Consider the following 16,742-nt stretch of genomic DNA (forward strand, 5'->3'; position numbering starts at 1 on the left):
ATTGCGCACACCACCGGGCACACCCGTTCAGTGGCCACTCTGAAACGGCTCAGTAAGCGAGAGTGGGGTTGGCACCGGCTGGGGGCCAGTTGTTGTCATTCTTGTACGCCCAGTACTCGAAGGGATTGTCGTAGTAGGCCGCGGTCTCGATGAGGCTACCGAGGCCGGAGGCGCCGGTGTCCGTGTGCCAGAGCCACACGACGCTGCCGACGATCACACCGCCGACGGCCCACACGATGTAGGTGCCCTGGAACAGTGGGCCGAAGATCCGCTGCTGCGTGATGTGCAGCTCCTCGTGGTTGGCGATGAACGACGCGTTGATGCCCTTGCCGCCTTGACCCGCGTTGGAGATGACGTTGCCCTGGGTGAAGGCGAAGTCCTTCTTGAGCGCGAAGCCGCCTTCGTAGACGTTGCGGTTCTGGCGTCGGCTGAGATCCTCGCGGTAGTTCGCGTCCTTGTAGAACAGATTGATCACGTGCACGACGTTGCCCAGCGAGGTGCCGATCAGGTTCCAGGTGGAGTCGGACAGGAAGGCGAGCCACCCGGACGGGCTGGACCAGTCGTAGACCCCGTGCAGGCCGCAGATCAGTCCGTTCATCCCGCCCATCGCGAGTCCGAGCGGGCCTGCGACGGTCCAGCCCAGCCAGGCACCGGCAGCCGTGGTCAGCCCGGTCTCGAGGGCGGTCAGCAGGCTGCCCCAGCCCTGGCCGTTCACCAGGCCATAGACCAGGCCGGTGACAAAGCCGACGGCGAAGCCGACCGCGGCCACGATCAGGTCGTCGATCCCGAACCAGAGGCCGGACGGATCCTTGAAGGAGAGCGGGTTGTTCAACGCGTAGGCGTACACGGCGAAGCCCTGCGGCAGCCGCACCACCTTGCCCGGATGCTCCAGCACATACCAGTCCGCGGACAGGAAACGCCCCAGTGCCGGGTCGTACCAGCGCGCACCGAGCTGGAGCAGCGCCAGCTCCGCGTCGGGCTCGCGGCCCAGGTAGCGGCCCGCGCCGCCAGGACCCAGGCCGGTCGCGAGCGCCGCACCGAACGGGGCGTACCGCTGCCAGACGAGGACAGCTCCGGCGGCGTCCAGAGCCGCCACCACGGTCCCGTGGTGGTCGCACAGATGGAAACGGGTGGTCGCCGCCTCACCTGCCGGGGTTTCGACTCCGGCCAGCAGCTGGGTGCCTAGGAACACATGCCGGACGGTGCGCTGCGCGGACTGTTCCCACAACCCGGCCAGATACCGGGTCCGTGCGGTGAGCGTCCCGGACCCGTCACGCACCTCCTTGAGCACGCGACGGCCCTGCGGGTCGTACCGGAAACCGACGGCCGTCGTCCCTCCGCCGCCCGGCAGCGCGGTCTCGGCCTGCTCCAGCCGATCGAAGGCGTCAAGGCGCAGTCCGCTCAACCCGCCGTGTGCGGTCACCTCGCCGCGGGCGCCGTAGGTGACGGATGCGGCGGGCGCGCCGGTGCGCACCACCGAGGTGATCCGCCCGGGGTGGGAGGGGTCCGTGTAGTCGAGCGTGGCCCCACCTGCGTCGCCGAACGTGTGCAGGTTCCCAGCGAGGTCGTACGTGTAGGCGTGCAGCCGTACCGGGGCGCCACCCGGACCCCCGGCACGCACCCCGGCGCCGACGAGCCGGTGCAGTCCGTCGTAGCGGAACTCGCTGAATTCCTTGCCGTCCGGCGCGATGTCCAGCATTTCGGTGATGCTGCCGTGCGCGTCGTACGTGTACTCCAGGGCGCGCTGCACCGGTGCACCGCCCGCCGGAATGGCGCGGACCGCGGTCAGGCGACCGGAGAGCGGGTCGCGCGGAGTCTCCACGCGGCCCCCGCCGGGCAGCCGGTACGCCAGCAGCGCACCGTCAGCCGCGTACTCCGCGTGGTCGGCGAACCCTTCGACGGCGAGGACAGCACCGCACGCGTGCAGCCGGTAGCCGATCCGCGCGCCGTCCGGATAGGTCAGCGCGATCAGTCGGCCCTGGAGGTCGTACTCCCGGCGCAGGGTCAGCGTCTCGCCATCGATGGTCTGTTCCTCCGTCACAGGGCGCCCCGCGGTGTCGTAGGCGAAGCGCAAGGTGACGGCCGATCCGGCAGCCCCCTCCCTCAGTACCGCGACCCGTCCGTCGAGGAACCGCCCGGTGGACGGGTGGGCGGGGTCGGGGTCGGCGTCGTACACAACCTCGCGCACCCGTACGGGCGTTCCACCTGCGGCGGGGGTGTGATCCACGGCCGTGACCCGGCCCAGCACGTCGAAGGTGTACCGCAGTTCGGCGCCGTCCGCTCCGGTCTGACGCACCAGCCGCCCCGCCGCATCACGGAGGTAGCGGCGGGTGCCCGCGTCGCGGTGGCTGATCCGTACCGGTTCGGACGGCCCCGCGTGCACCCAGCCAGCCACCTCCGCCCCGGTGCCGTCGCGCAGCACCGCCATGCGGCCGTCGGGGTCGAGTGTGTAGTGGTGCTCGGCCACCGTGCTGTCACCCACCTGCTCGAGCACCGCGGTGAGCCGGCCGCGGGCGTCGTACCGCTCGGTGCGGGTCAGCTGCCCGCCTTCCCGGTGTTCGATGGTGAACGGGGCACGCAGGGCAGTGAACTGCGCCCCGCCCGGGTCCGTAATCGAGGTGACCAGCCCGGCGGAGTCGTACCGCGTGTGCTGGGTCGAGGGGTGGGCAAGCTGCTCGGGTGACGGGACGCCGGGCCAGCTCAGGTCCGTGGCAAAGGCGGGGGCGAGCCGGGCCACGATCAGCGAGCGGCCGTCCATGACGACCCGGTCGGTGAGTGCGGCGCGGGACGGGGTGCCAGGTAGGCCGGGCACGGTACTCGCGGTGACGAGCGGGTTGCCGAAGCCGTCGTGGAAGATCCGGGCCACCGAGACCCCGGCCATCTCCGGCAGCGTCATCGGGTCGGCCGCCAGCAGTTGGGCGCGCTGCGCCCCCGGCGCGGACGGTGCGTAGGAAGTGATCGATCCTGGCACGTTGGCGGTGTCCAGCGCCCATGCCTTCGTCAGTTGTTCCGTGCCGTCTGGACCGGACGGCGACTCGTACACCGCGATCAGCCGGCCCAGGAGGTCGAACTCAGAGCGGCTCGTGCGTCCGCCGGGCAGGACGGTGCGCGCAGGCTCGCAGGAGCGCAAATCGAAGTCGGTCGTCGATGTGTGTCCCGCCGCGTCCGTGGTGGCCAGCGGAAACACCCCGTCCGGGTCGTACGTCGTACGGGTCGCGGCGCCCGTCGGATCGCGCATCTCCACGGGGTTGCCCCGTGCGTCGCGACGCACGGCCTCGGCGCGGGCGTACCACCCCGGCGCGGGCCCCTCCACCCGTTCGTAGCCCAGGTCGGCCGGATCAGTGGCGCCGAAGTGGTCCGCAGGAGTGCGGGAGTCAAGCAGCCTGGCCTCCCAGGTGGCCGTGGATAGCCCGGCCTCGGCCTGACCGACGGGCAGTCCCTCGAAGCCGGGCCCGTCGTAGCGGGTGATCCGGCAGGCGAAGGGACTGCCGTCGCCCGCCAGCGCCGTCACCCGGGCCGGGAGGTGCACGAGCCAGCGGCCGACCGCGGGGTCGGCCGGGGCCGCCACCCACTGCGTACGTTCCTCGGTGCGCAGCCACTCGCTCGGGTCGGTACCGTCGGCGAAACTCTCCCGCACCTGTGACGTCACATTGCCGTACGGGTCGAGGTCGCCGTAGGTGGTGCGCTCCACCCGGTCCGGGGCGCCCACTTCCCGGGTCTCGATCTCGGCCGCGAACGGACACCAGACGCTTTCCGACGCGCCGCCATCGTGTTCGAGCCGGGCGTCCCAGCGTTGGGTCGAGCGCTGGAGCGTCCGCCACCCGGCACCGTCGCGTTCGAGGCTTTCAGTGCCGACCGGGCTGCCGGCCAGGGCCCGTTGTCTGGCGCGCTCGACGAGGTCCGGCTGGTCCGGGTCGCCTTGGAAGAAGCTGACCTCCTGGCGTACCGGTAGCCCGGGGTCACCGCCGTCCACGGTCACGGAACGGAAGCCGCGGAACTCCCGGTTCGGCCCGTCCCAGACGCCGTCGTGATAGCGGAAGGCGCTGGCGGTCACCCGGCCGGTGACCTGGTCCGTGTGCTCCAACGCGGCCAGTACATGGACGACGAGAGGCAGCGCCCCACTCCACGGGCGTCCGTCCGCCCCGTCCCGCCGCCGCATCGCGGTGGTGCTCTCGTACCGCATCCGGGAACGGCCGCCCATGCCGTTGTCCACCTGCGACATGAGATACGGTGCTGGGCTCGCGGCGGCGAACCGCAGGACCCGGTAGCCGCTGTCCCCGGTCGCAGCACCGCCGTCCCAGACGAACCCCGGACGCCCGTCCCCGTACAAGTCGGCGGCTACCACCCGGCGGCCCGGTGGTGGTCCGATCGGCACGGTCGCCGGTGGCGCGAATCCGTTGCCGCACCGGTTCAGCCAGACCGTGGTCCCCTCGTCGCCGAAGTAGACGACGTCCGCGCAGCCGTCGCCGTCGACGTCGACGAGATGCAGCTGCTCCTCCCGGTACCCCGCCGGCAGCACGGGCGCACCGGCCAGGGAGACCTGAGACCCGTAGCGGCCGTCGCCGAGTGCCGGCCAGTACGACGCTTGGCCGCTGCGCAGCAGCACGATGTCCTGCAGGCCGTCGCCGGTCAGATCCGCCAGCCGTACCCCGCGCTCGCCGAAGCGGACATCGGGGAAGGTGTCGAGGTCGCGCACCCGGGGAATGACCGCCGGTTCCCGCCAGCCCCGGCCCTGCTCGTGCCGAAAGGCGACGAAGGCGTCCGGGCCGGTCCATAGCAGGTCGGTGACTCCGTCGCCGTCGAGGTCGGTGAGCCGGGTCGCGGGGTCGGCCAGCCGCAGGGAGGGGCGCTGTGCGAAGGTCTGCGGCAGGTCCTCGAAGCCGCCGCGGCCGTCGGCCCGGAAGGTCAGCGAGGTGGGCTGGTCGACGGCGAACAGGTCCGCGCGGCCGTCCCCGTCGAGATCAGCCAGTGCCACATTGCTGCGGGTCAGGGAGACGAGGGAGGGCAACGCGGCCAGCCGGTAGGGGCCCTCGAACGCCCCGTCGCCGTTGTTGTGCCAGCGCCGGGCGGTCCCCTCGGCGAGCTGGAGCACATCCGGCAGTCCGTCGCCGTCGAGATCGACGAACTGGGTGCCCGGGTCGCCGACCGGAGGCGGCGGCAGCAGCGCCCCGATCCGGTCCACGGTGGCGTCGGCGGCGTCGAAGGGGGCGTAGTCGAAGGTGAGCGGGGGGTGCGCGATCCGCTCGGCGCCCTCGCCCGCGGACAGTTCGATCCGGTGCAGCAGGGATGCTCCGTTCGCGGCCTCGGTGTACTCCAGCCGCCAGGTGCGCAGCGGCTGGGCATCCGTGGAGCGGGTGCAGTGCAGCGCGATGTCGCGGGTGCGCAGCGCGGTCGTCCGCAGGAAGCCCGCACGGGCCGAGCGCAGCACGTCCAGGCGCGGCTCGTAGGAGAGTTCCAGGGCCCACACCGACCAGCGCAGAGCCGCCGGATACAACCGCTGCCCGTCGCCCAGGTAGTCGTAGCGCACGGCGTTGCCGACCGGGTCGGCCTCCTCGGCCAGCCACCAGCCGAACACCTCGCCGCCCGGGCCTGTCTCCCGTGACGCCTCGGACGTCCCGAGCAACTGGGTGCGGCCCCGGCCGTCCTGGATCCGCCAGCCACGCGCGGGGTCGGTGCCAGGCAGCCGCTCGATCCGCCAGTGCTGGGTGTCGGTGCGGGGGCGGTACACTCCGCCGCCAACGTGGACCAGGACGTCCGCGCCGCCGATGGTGAACTCGTCGCTGTCGGTGTACGCGGGCAGACCGCGGTCGGTACGGCGCTCGATGCGCAGGGGTTCCAGCCGCCAGCCGAGCCCGAACGGCCCGTTGCCCGAACCGGTCGAGTACGTCAGCGATGGCGTCGGCCGCAGATCATTGGGCCCTTTCGGGCAGGGCAGCGACACCGCGTAGCTGCCGCTGCCACGGACGAGGTCGGGCTGGAAGCGATCGCCGAGCGGTGCCACTCCGCCTCCCGCGGCGGGGAGTGCCACCTGCCCGAGGCCAGAGTCACCACGCATCTCGAACCTCCGTGGGGTAGGTAAAGGAGTATTCGAGGCCGATCTGCGCGGACACCAGCCGGTCCGGCCGGACGACGCCGTTCTCGGTCACCGAGGGGCCTCCCGTCAGTTCCAGCCGCCAGCTGCCGAGCGGGCTGGTTCCGACGAGTGCGGGCAGAGCCGCGGTCAGATCGACCGCCCCATCCGCGTCGGTGGTGACATCGACCGGGGGTTGGCCCGGTGCCGTCACCTTCAGCGTCACCGCGGCCGGGTCGACACTGGGGCGAGGTTGGACCCGCAGCTGTACCGACGCGGTGGTGAACTCACGCTGGTTGGCAGGCATCCGGACCGGGTCGAGTGTGAAGTCCACGATGCCGCCGCGGTAGAAGCCGTACCAGGCATCCGGTGCGTCGTAGCGCAGGTTGACGGTGCGTACGGCCGACAACTCGCCGGGGCGGGACGGCCCGGCCAGCACCGCGTCCCGCAGCGCGGGGTCGAATTCAGCCGTGTAGTACACCACGAGGTGGACGTCGACGATCCGGGCGAAGTCGAAGTCGTTGCTGCGTCGCGGCAGCCGCAGCTCCCAGGTGGTGCCCAGCCCCAGGCCCTGGAACAGCCCGCGCACGCCGGTGTCCGCGCCGTACAGGAACAGGTCGTTGCGCAGCTCGAAGTCCGACAGGGCCATGGTGTCGACCACGTGCACGCGCGCACCGGTGCCGCCGTCGCGTTGCCGGTAGCGGGTCACCCCGCCCGCGGAGAAGGTGCCGTTGAGTCCCTCTTCCGGTACGAGGCCGACGAACCCCAGCTCCACTGCCTCGATGCGCTGCTGGTGGAAGCCCGGGTGCAGCCGGTCGAACTCATACAGGTCGGATTCGAACGAGAGCAGACCGGTGCGCCGGAACTGCTCGAAGTGCGCCGGGAACTCTGTCGCCAGCGAGATGACGTCCTTGATCCTGCTGCGCTTGCGCCGGGTCGTGGTGATGGCCGTGTAGGTGAAGGAGTCAATGTCGGCGAGCAGCCCGTCGCCGCCGAGGAGGACCGCGTCGGCACCGGCCGCGTTTGCCACGGCGAATCCGTACTGGTCCTTGATGACGAGCAGCGTGGTGTCGTGCTCGAAGTTGTAGGCGCGTTCCATCAGTTTGGCGATCCGGATCGCCCGCCACAGATAGTCCCGGGAGATGTCACGCATGATGTCTGCCATCGCTGACCAGGCCTCGGGTGTGAACTCGTTGGCGTCGAAGGCGGCCAGCGCCGCGTCGGCCAGCTGCGCCCGTTGCAGTGCCGCCTGCCAGGCGATCTCGGCCGCCTTGGCCGCGTGCTGCGCCGAATCGACCTGGGCCTGGGCGACTGGGATCGCGGCGTTCAGTTCGGTGATGCCGTCAGCCATCTTGGCCAGCTCGTACTCACGATTGCGGCGGCCGGCCTGGAAGGTGTGGGCGGCCGCGAGTTTGCCGCGCGGGCCGCTGATCGACTCGCCGCGGTCGAGCTTGTCGGCCAGCTCGCTGATCTCGTTGAACCATGAGTCCGAGCCCATGCCCTGGGCGGTAGCGGCGGCCTGTGACCAGATCTGGGTCCAGCTGGCGGCGGCGTAGTCCGCGCGCTGTGCGACGGAGTCGTCGCGACGCCGGATCGCCAGCTCAAGTGCGCGCTGCGCGGCTGTCGTGTCGGCCTGGGCGGCGCGGTACTGCTCCTGGCGTCCCTGGGCCTCGGCGCGCGCCATCGCCCGGGTCGTCTCCAGGTCCCGCCGGGTAGCCGCCTCGAGCTGCTCCCGGCTGCGGAAGTTGACGTACTCCCGCTCGGCCTGGACGGCCTCCTGGGCGAAGCCGCGGGCGACGCTCTGGAGGTACTCGAAGGTGTGAATCGGCGAGAGCAGCAGGCCGTAGAAATCCAGTCCGCCAGCCAGCTGGCCCAGGTATGACAGGGCGTTGAGCAGGAGTTGCGTGATCTCCGACTGCTTCTCGGGCAGCGGCCGGTCGCCCAGGTGCGCGATGATGCCGCGCGCGAGGTCGGCGGGGGCGGTCAGGCCTGACACGGTGTACAGCGGTGAGGCATCGGGCACGGCGGAGTCCTCGGTGACCAGCTTGCCGTACTGCGCCTCGGCGCCGGCGAAGTCCTCGGCCCGGTAACAGGTGTGGCCCCATTCCAACGCGTTGCGGGCGAGGCGCACCCACAGGGCGACCGCCTCGGTGTCGGGGTTGAGATAGCTGTAGGCGGCGGCCTCCAGATAACCCTCCTCCGCCTGCCGGTACAGGCCGAGGGCGTGCTCGACGTCCGCGCAGCGCAACGGCAGCGCGTAGCAGTAGAGGTGGGTGAGATAGGCGGCGGTGCTGGACGCGTCCGCGGCCACCAGGCGCAGGGCGAGGAGACCGCCGGCGGCCACGCGCGGCTCGTAGACCAGCTGGGTGAGCCGGGTCGCGATCTCGTCGGTGTCGACGGCCACGGAGAACTCGGCCAGCCCCTGTCCTACCGGGACGGCGACCTTCCACGGCTGCGAGGCGACCGTCTGCTCGGCCCGGCTCGCCGCAGGAATGATCTGCCACCCGTCGACACGGCCGGGCAGCCGTAGCGCGAGGGTGTGTACGTCGTGCGAACGGGCCGGGTCGAGCACCTCGGGCGCGCGGCCATTGCGTCCGATCAGCGCCGTCGAGACCACATCGGCCCGGCCGGACCCGGGGCGTACGGCAAACGCGGGCCGCGCCGCGTCCGCGCCCAGCCGCAGCTGGGTCAGGTCCTCGACGACATCGTCTACCGCGGACCGCGTCTCGACGCCGCCCGCCTCGCCCGCCAGGTGGTGCCCGTCGGGACCCGGTTCGCCGTGGACCGCCGAACGCTCACCGTGCTTCTGCTCAAGCACGGCGTCGATCCGCGCGAACAGTTCTCGGGCGGCGCCGGTGTCACCGGCGGCTGTCGCGCCGACGGCCTGTGCGTGCAAAGCCTGTACCAGACCGACCTGGTCGCCCACGGAGCCGAAACCCTCGGCCGCCTTGGCCGCGACCTGCCGGGCCTTGTCCGGGGCACCGCCTTGGAGCAGCGCAGCGGCCAGGTTCAGGTACGTGCTCGACAGCGCGTGCGGCGTGGTGCTGTGCCCGGACGCCGCCCGCAGCGCCCGCTCTGTCACGGACACCGCCTGCTCGGGCTTGCCGTCGGCGATCAGCGTGACCGTCTGCTGAGCGGCAGCCTCCAGCAGCACGTCCCCGGTGGCCTCGCGGTGATATCCCGACTCCGTGTACCGGCCCAGTGCCTCCCCCAGCGGAGCCGCCACGGCATCCTTGATCAGAGCGGGAGACTCCGCGAATTCCGGCTGAAGGGTCCGCAGCATCAGCGCGCCGGTCACCAGCAGCGCCTTCTCGACCTCCGCTCCGGTCGGAAGCCCGACGGCGTACCGATCCCGGAGCCACTGCGAGACGTCGAACGGCGGATGCAGCAGCCGATAGACCAATGCGCGTGCCCGTTGGTATCCCAGCAGGGCTGCCTCGTACGAGCCTCGCTGGGCATCAGCATCCGCGCCCTGCACGGCCAGCTCGATCTCGGCGAGGGACGCGCGCGCCGCGTCCGACGCGCGCCCCGACCCGAGCCGGCCCACATCGGCGAGCAGTACCTCCCGCTCACGCAACACCGGCATCGACCGCACGGCCCCGGCAATGACGTTCGGCATCAAATCCCCCTGGTGCATGTCGGCTTGGCGAAACTTCGCCGCAGCGCGGCGAGCGACAGTTCCGGCAATTCTGCTCGTGCTGCGCAACAACGGCTATCAGCTCGGTGACGTATTCGAGGCACCTCATCCTGCCTGCGCATCGAGCGGCGTGTGGTGCTCGCCACGGCCGGCTCACCCGACCGGACCGGTCACCGCCGGTGATTCGAGGGAGGGCTGCGGCACGAAGCGTCCGTCAGGGTTTGGACCGCAGGACGCAATTGACGGCAGACATAGGCGCAGCACTCGTCCCGGCTGACTCGGAGCTTGTCGAGGCAGACGCGCCTGCCTATGGGGCACCGTTCCGGACGGCGGGAGGGCCCGCCCGCGAACTGACACTTCATGCAACATCGAGCCAACGGAGAGTGCCTGTTACGGATGGACGGGCGGCAGGCCACGGTCTCGCTCGGGTCGGCACCGGCCAAAGATGCCACCGCGAGCACCTCCGACACGGTCAATGGCCCCCTCCAGCAGACGTTGGCGATCTGTGTAGAGGGCCGAGCGAAGATCTGCCGATTGCCCTGGGTCAAGCAGATTCCGATCCGGGCGATCGCGACGCACCTGGAATTCGAGGAACGGCGGCGGCGCCATCCTCTTTTCCGGCTCGACTTGGACCCCTGCGTATTCGGCTCCGATGCTGGACGGTAAACGCTGTTCAGAAACCGGAGTTGGCGGCGATCGTGGCGAGCGCCAGGATTCCTGGGAGGTCGAACTCCTCGCCGTCGGGGTCGGCGAGGCGCTGGTCGAGCGGCGTGATGGGGGTGGTGCCTGGCGTGACGCCTGTCCAGAGCCGCTCGATTCGCCCGAGACCGCCGGCCAGGAGTTGCTCGCGGATCACGCCGATCATCTCGATCCCGTCATCGAGTCGTACGAAGCGCGGATCGGGCATGAACCCGAACGTGCTCGCGGACGTGGCCGGGATGCCCAGCCGATCCGCCACCAGCGTGCGGCGGAAGGTTCGCAGCGAAGGGCAGACGCCCTCCTCCAGCTCCATGTCGGTGAGCGCCACGTCGGTCGAGCCGTCGAGTGTGAGTCCGCGGCGGCGAAGTGTGCAGGCGCCGACGAGAGCCCATACGTCGTCGACGATCACAACCGTCGACTCAAGGCGGCTGCGGCGCCCAGGGAAGCCGACGGGGTGGAACGCGACGACGCGTGACGTATCGGGTGAGGATGCCGTGGGCAGTCTGAGGATGGCGGTCCGGCGGGCGGTGGCTTCGTAGGCGGCGGCTGGCTCGTATCCGGGCGCGAAGTCCGGGTCGCGTGGCACGCAGATCGCCACATGCAGGCCGGGCGCGGCATTCAGACGGCTCGCGAGTGCGGCGATGAGGTCGGCTGCGTAGGGCGGTATGGGATCGCCCGTGGCGGCGTAGTCGCGTTGCGTCGGTGCGAACCCGGGGGTCTCGATGTAGATAAACCGACGGGCCCGGACGATGGCGTCGAGGAGGGCCCACTGGGTGTCGCGGCGGCCATAGGCGGAGGTCATCACCTCGCGTTCAGCTTCCTCGAACAGCCTCTCGCGTGTCGACTCCGACAGCGTGTCATCGTCCTTGAGCCCTTTCAGCGCGTCGATGATCTGCGTGCCGAAAGGCACGCCGGCCGAAAGGAGGTTGTCCTCGAGCCAGTCGACGAGATCGTCAAAGCTCTGCGGCCGTGTTGTCGAGTCGGGGTCGATCGCGCCGCTTGCGCGCAGTACCGCAAGTTCGGGCGTTGCGCAGCTCGGCGCAGTCGTCTGCAGCGCCACGCCGGCCATGGTTCCGAGGGGCGAGGTGGCCACCGAAGGTTGGTCCCAGCGCGCGTTGGCGATCTCCCCCATGCGCCTGTCGAAGCGCGTGGTACGCCGGAAGGCAGCGCGCCCGAGATCCCACGCGAGTCGTCCGCCGTCCGCCGCGACTCCCACCGCCTGCGTTTCGCGTCCGCCGAGGCCGCCCGGGGCGCCGAGCCGCGGCGAGGCCGAGTGCAGCTCGGATTCGAGTCGGCCGCCGCTGAGCACGGCGCGCCAGATGCCGCTGGTCTGGCCGGCGACGATGAGCTCGCGATGGGCCATCGTCGGCAAGCGCGACGCGTCGCGCGGCTGCCCCTCGCCGGACAATGCGGTGATCACGCCGAGGAGGTCCGTTGTTCCCGCTGGGATGGCCGGGCCGCGCAGGCCGAGCACGCCGGCGTTGGAGATCCCGCGTCGCGGCGCAGCGGCGAACGGATTCGAGGCGGGCGCGGGGGCGACGGCGCGGGGCGACGGCGCCGCGACATCAACCGCCACGGCTCCGAAGATGCGCGCCTCGCCAGTTCGCTTGACGACGATCACGTCGACCACCAGCCGGGCCTGCGAGGGCAGGACTACAGCGGAATCGGGGAGGCCCACCACGCGTAGCCGGAATGGGTCGCGCAGCAGAAGCGTCAGCGAGCCGCTGCGCGCGATTCCGGCGGCGCCGTCGCCGCGCGCCTCGCGTGCGTCGGGTAGAAAAACGCGTGGGTACAGCCGTACGTGCGCCTCCTCAGGCAGTCGGGAGAGGGTCACCACGACATCGACGTCGGCGGTCGCCGGGTTGCCGTCGGAGAGAAAGCCTGCGGTCATGGCGAAGCCCGTCCGCAGGCCGACGGGGATGGGGCCGGCGGACGCCGCGGTACCGGTCGTGGCCGGGAACCCCGGCCAGTGTGCGGCAGTTCCGCGCATCGCAGGTACGGGGAAGGCGCCGTCGATCACCTGTGCGACCACGTGCGATTCGACGGGTGTGCCGGCGAGCGCGGCGGCGGCAGACGCCAGTACGTCGTTGCCGTCGACAAGCAGCGTCAGCGCCTCGTCGAGCCGTACCTCGGGTTGGGGGTGCACCTTGGTGCCGTCCCAGTCGGGGTCGGGTGTGCCGCGTAGGTAGCCGCCGAGATCAGTGACGCAGAGTGAAAAGAAGTCTCGTGTGAGTGTCACCCCGGCGGGTGCGGTGGGTGGCGTGAACTGTTCTCCCAAGGTGCCGGTGCCGGCCGGGCCGAGGCGCAGCAGGCGCCGCGCCTCGGCCGGGAAAGCCCCGCTGGTGGGGGCCTTGCTCACGGTGCCGGCGAGGCCGCTGTCGAGAGTAAACAGCCCGACCGGCGCGTTCACCCCAGTGATTCCTTGCAGTTGCGTGCCGTCGTGGGGACGGCCGGCGTGGTCGGCCAGCCGAAGCCGGACATCGGCGGTCCCGGCGAGCGCGGCGATCTGGGACACCTGGTGGCTCGCGTCGAACGCCGCGCCGAGCGGGCGGCCCTGCAGCGTGTTGTGCGCGGTCATCAGCACGGTGAACGCGGCGGCGACCGCGAGGGGGTCGATCGGCAGCCCGGAAGCGTCATGGAACGTGCAGCTGCCGCGCACGCCAAGATCGCCGCCGGCCGCGATGTTCCCGCCCGTCCCGCCATCGGCGGTGTAGCACACGTGCAGTGGCACCGGACGGAAGGGGAGTCCGCGGGCTCGCTCGGCCCGCGCGCCCGCAGGGTCTTCGAGTACCTGCGCGTAAAGGTGCGCGAGCCGCAGATACGCCCGCCGGTCGAACGTCAGCACCACTACGCCCGAGGTTGGTAGCGGCCCGCCGCCCGGACCGATCAGTGTCAGCGGCAGTGCACGCCCAGCGGCTGGAACGGCCACCGTGCCGGCGAGCGGGGCGCGCCAGCTCCCGCCGCCCAGCGTGAGCGCCATCCCGGCCTCGTCGGCGGTGGGCTGGGTCCCGTCCGTCCAGGTCGGGCTCATCACGGGCATCGAGCTGCCCCACGCTGCGATCCCGACGCTGCTGATCGTCTCTTCGAGCGCGCCCATCACGTCACCTCCGGCAGCGTCTGTTCGAGGCTGCGCCCGAGCGGATCGCAGACCACGACGACTCCGGCCGTCAGGTCGGTGCGCACGCGGACCGAGTAGGTGCAGCGTCCCTGCGCGTCCGGTGCGCCGCGCCGGATCTCCGGCATGGCCGCGAGCTGTGCCGCGGTGGGCGAGGGAAGGGGCTCGAGGAGTGCGCCCTGCTGTACGTCCTGCGGTGCGACCGAGAGGACAGCCGTCCGTTCCAGGCGTGCGCCCGGCGTGGGGGCGGCGATCCGGATCACGGTGATCCGGGCCTGGCCGACGGGGCTCTCGCGGACCGGCAGATCGGTGCGGAAGCGTACGACACGGTTGTTCGCGTTCACCGCCACGTCGACACTGTCCAGCATGGGCCCGGCGGTGGGCGCGAGCACGATGCTCGCGACGGCCGACGGGTCGGACTCGCCCGGGATGCCGCCGTTCGGCGGGTCGGCCTGGCCGACGGCCACGACGCGGTAGTGGTACGGGTACCAGCTGGCCTCGACCGGATCGGTGACCGCCAGCCCGCTATCGCCGGTAGTTTCGCCCGGCCGTCGTGGGACCGTCACGGCGCGCCAGCCCGGATCGGACTCGGCGATCGCGGCCGGTCCCATCATCCCAGTCTCCTGCGCCAGTCCCGCACGCCGCACCCGGTGCACGCGCAGGCCGGCCAGGCGCGGTCCGCGGCCTGGGACGGCGATCACATCGACGCCGCCGCCTACCGCCGGCCGCAGCATCAGGGTCGGCCGGCCGGGCACGATCCGGCGCGGTACCGCGACCAGTGCGACGGTGTCCGAGCGCGCCGACTCCACGTTGGCGGCCGTGACGGCCGAGACCCGGTACGCGTAGAGCGAATCGGCGGCGCCGGGCAGCGCGAGCTCCAGCCGGGTCTCGGCGAACGGCCGGTCACGCACTCGGGAAAACGCGATGAGGCTGCGTGCCTGCGCGTCGGCCGAGCCGGTCACGAGTGCGCGCAGGGCGCCCGCGCGGGTGAGCACGTCATCAGTCGGTGGCGGATCGGCGACGCCGGGCGCGACAGCACGGCGCAGCGCGGCCTCGGTCGCCTCCCACACGATGTAGCCCGTTGCGCCGGCGACATCGGGCCAGGTGAGCACAGCCCGGGCCCGCCCGGTCGCGTCGGGCAGCGCGGTCCACTGCAGGTCGATCGCGGGTAGTACCGGTGGCGGGGGCGGGATCGGGTCGGGCGCGCGAGCCACGCGCGGGTCCGACTGCGCACTCAGCTCGGTAGGTCGCACGGTCTCGGCTCCGTGCACCCAGACCGCCAAGGCGACCTCGCCGGCTGTCGTAAAGTCGCACGAGAGCCCCGTCAGCCGCAGGTGGTATTGGCGCCGGTCTCCCTCCGGCGGTGTCAGCCCTGGTCCTGGGGTCGGTTGCGGCACCAGAGAGACCGTGCCGGTGTGGCCGGAGTCGATGAACGGCGCCCCCGTAGCGGTGAAGCGGATGACGACGGGACCGCCCGGGCCGAACGGCACCGATGTCGGTGCGGAGGCGGGCGGCTGCGCGGCGGCGCCGATGAAGCTCCCGGTCAGGTGGAGCCGGTCAGGGGAGCGGTCCGACCAGTCCCACACGACGTCGACCTCCAGCGTGCCGGGCACGATCCGACCGGTGCGCGCCATGACGTCGGTCTTCAGGTCGGCGGCGACCAGGCCGGGCACCTGCACGGGGTCGGCTGAGGCGGTCGACGCGATGAGCCGCCACGGCGACCAACGCGCGAACACATCGAGCGCCAGCGCCATGTAGCGCGTGGTGGCCGACCCGTTCAGTGGGAGCACCGACACCGGATCGGTGAAGACTGTGCGTACGCCAGCTGGCGGGACACCGTCGACGGGATCGGGGCGCTGCGGGATGAACGGGTCGTGGCCGCCGGCCTTGCGCGGCGCGTTGAGGATCGCCGCGTCGCCGGGCCCGAGGCTGCGCAGGACGCCGAAGCCGGCCGGAAGCTCCGACAGCGCCCATGAGACCTGCACCGCTTCGGTGGCCGCCTTGTCGATCGCTGGCGCTCGGTTACGCTGCAGGTGCGCGGTCTGCAGAGCGCTGGGGGGCGCCGGGGGCGGCAAAAGCTGCGTGAGCGCAGCAAGATCGAGCGAGCCCTGGAACGGCACCATGTACGACGCCGTGACCATGTAGTCGAAGCGCGTGCGTACCGCGCCGGGCGGATAGACGAGTTCGCTCTGGCCGACCTCGCTGTGCTCCCAGAATTCGACCGTGCCATAGCCGAGCGCGCTGGCGGCCTCGGAGTCGCTGCCCGCGCTCAGCATGCTAATCGCGACAACGGGCAGCTCCATCACCGTCGGGTCGGTTCCCCTGCCGCCCGGGATGTCCATCTGCCGGATGCCCGGCAGCGTCGCCTGGACCTCGAAGAGAACCTGCATGCGCAGCGGGTCCGTGTCGTCGGCCCCGGCCAGGCAGTCGCCGATCAGCCGGACGAGGGCAGGCGACAGGGTGCGCAGCGAATTCAGGAACCCGGCCGGGTCCGGCCCGTCCCACGTGGGCGTCGGGATGTCGGCAACGCCGGTGGGCGGCAGCGGCAGCCGCAACGTGCGCGCGATGTCGAGCCGCATCAGCGCTGCCTCCAGCCCGTTCAGCGACGGCGTCTCATAACCCTGGTCGAGCGCGTCGTAGTCCGGCAGGGCGATCTCGCCCTTGTCGAAGGGCAGCCCGACGACCTGGCGGCGCTCCCAGTCGGCTGCGTTAGCAACAGCGTGCTGCGTGTTCCCACGCACGTCGGCGACCGCGCCGCTGCCGCTCACGCGCAGCGCCGCGATGCCCGGGCAGCGGAACGCGCCACGAGCTGCGCCTGTGAACTCGATCCGCTGGCCGGGGATCACATGGAAGGCCAGGTCGAGCGCCTCGACGACCAACGCGGACCCCGCGAGCGGGTTGGCGTCGAACTGTACATCATACATCTCGCCCTGAGTCCACGTGATCAGCTGGGGCGTGCTCGAGACGTTGATGGGCCTGCCCGAACCCAGGCGCGTCGACGTCTTCTCGTTGCGCGGGCGGCGCCAGACCTCGAACGGGCGCCGCGGAAAGCCGAGGTCAGGGTGCGTAGTCCAGCGGAGCGCGACCGGTTCACCAGCGATGTCAGGCCGGTCCGCCCCCCTCTGGTGCGCCTGCTGGACCTTGATGGCCTTCTGCGCGCGTCCCGTCTCGCGGGTACCGTCGAGCACGCCCCCGCGGAGTACGAACAGGCTGGGCAAAAC

General features: G+C 71.4%; 5 protein-coding genes. 1 reads left to right on the forward strand and 4 read right to left on the reverse strand.

The features are described from left to right. Positions 1–49: 49 nt before the first annotated feature. Both ACFUO4_RS40230 and ACFUO4_RS40235 read right to left on the reverse strand, forming a co-directional pair. Positions 50–6,055, reverse strand: coding sequence for a toxin TcdB middle/N-terminal domain-containing protein (locus tag ACFUO4_RS40230; RefSeq protein WP_383494693.1), 6,006 nt, complete (start codon positions 6,053–6,055; stop codon positions 50–52). Beyond that, positions 6,045–9,689, reverse strand: a complete 3,645-nt coding sequence (locus ACFUO4_RS40235) for a hypothetical protein (protein ID WP_383494696.1) — start codon at positions 9,687–9,689, stop codon at positions 6,045–6,047. Before ACFUO4_RS40235 ends, ACFUO4_RS40230 begins: the two co-directional genes overlap by 11 nt. Positions 9,690–10,103: 414 nt before the next feature. Here ACFUO4_RS40235 and ACFUO4_RS40240 point away from each other — a divergent pair, with 414 nt between their 5' ends. After that, positions 10,104–10,373 (forward strand): hypothetical protein, encoded by a 270-nt coding sequence (locus ACFUO4_RS40240; protein ID WP_383494699.1) that lies wholly within the window; start codon positions 10,104–10,106, stop codon positions 10,371–10,373. Positions 10,374–10,380: 7 nt separating this feature from the next. Here ACFUO4_RS40240 and ACFUO4_RS40245 read toward each other — a convergent pair whose 3' ends face one another. Both ACFUO4_RS40245 and ACFUO4_RS40250 read right to left on the reverse strand, forming a co-directional pair. Then, positions 10,381–13,503: a hypothetical protein gene (locus tag ACFUO4_RS40245; protein ID WP_383494702.1), complete on the reverse strand. Its 3,123-nt coding sequence runs from the start codon at positions 13,501–13,503 to the stop codon at positions 10,381–10,383. Next, a complete protein-coding gene (locus ACFUO4_RS40250; RefSeq protein WP_383494705.1) occupies positions 13,503–16,709 on the reverse strand; it encodes a hypothetical protein in 3,207 nt (1,068 codons plus the stop codon). Before ACFUO4_RS40250 ends, ACFUO4_RS40245 begins: the two co-directional genes overlap by 1 nt. Positions 16,710–16,742 lie beyond the last annotated feature (33 nt).

The sequence above is a fragment of the Streptomyces sp. NPDC057280 genome, assembly GCF_042668605.1.
Classification (GTDB): Bacteria; Actinomycetota; Actinomycetes; order Streptomycetales; family Streptomycetaceae; genus Streptomyces.

What these genes read in the sequence shown, in the direction of transcription:
- ACFUO4_RS40230 (WP_383494693.1), bottom strand. Translation starts at nt 6,055, where the DNA reads ATGCGTGGTGACTCTGGCCTCGGGCAGGTGGCACTCCCCGCCGCGGGA.
- ACFUO4_RS40235 (WP_383494696.1), bottom strand. Translation starts at nt 9,689, where the DNA reads ATGCCGAACGTCATTGCCGGGGCCGTGCGGTCGATGCCGGTGTTGCGT.
- ACFUO4_RS40240 (WP_383494699.1), top strand. Translation starts at nt 10,104, where the DNA reads ATGGACGGGCGGCAGGCCACGGTCTCGCTCGGGTCGGCACCGGCCAAA.
- ACFUO4_RS40245 (WP_383494702.1), bottom strand. Translation starts at nt 13,503, where the DNA reads ATGGGCGCGCTCGAAGAGACGATCAGCAGCGTCGGGATCGCAGCGTGG.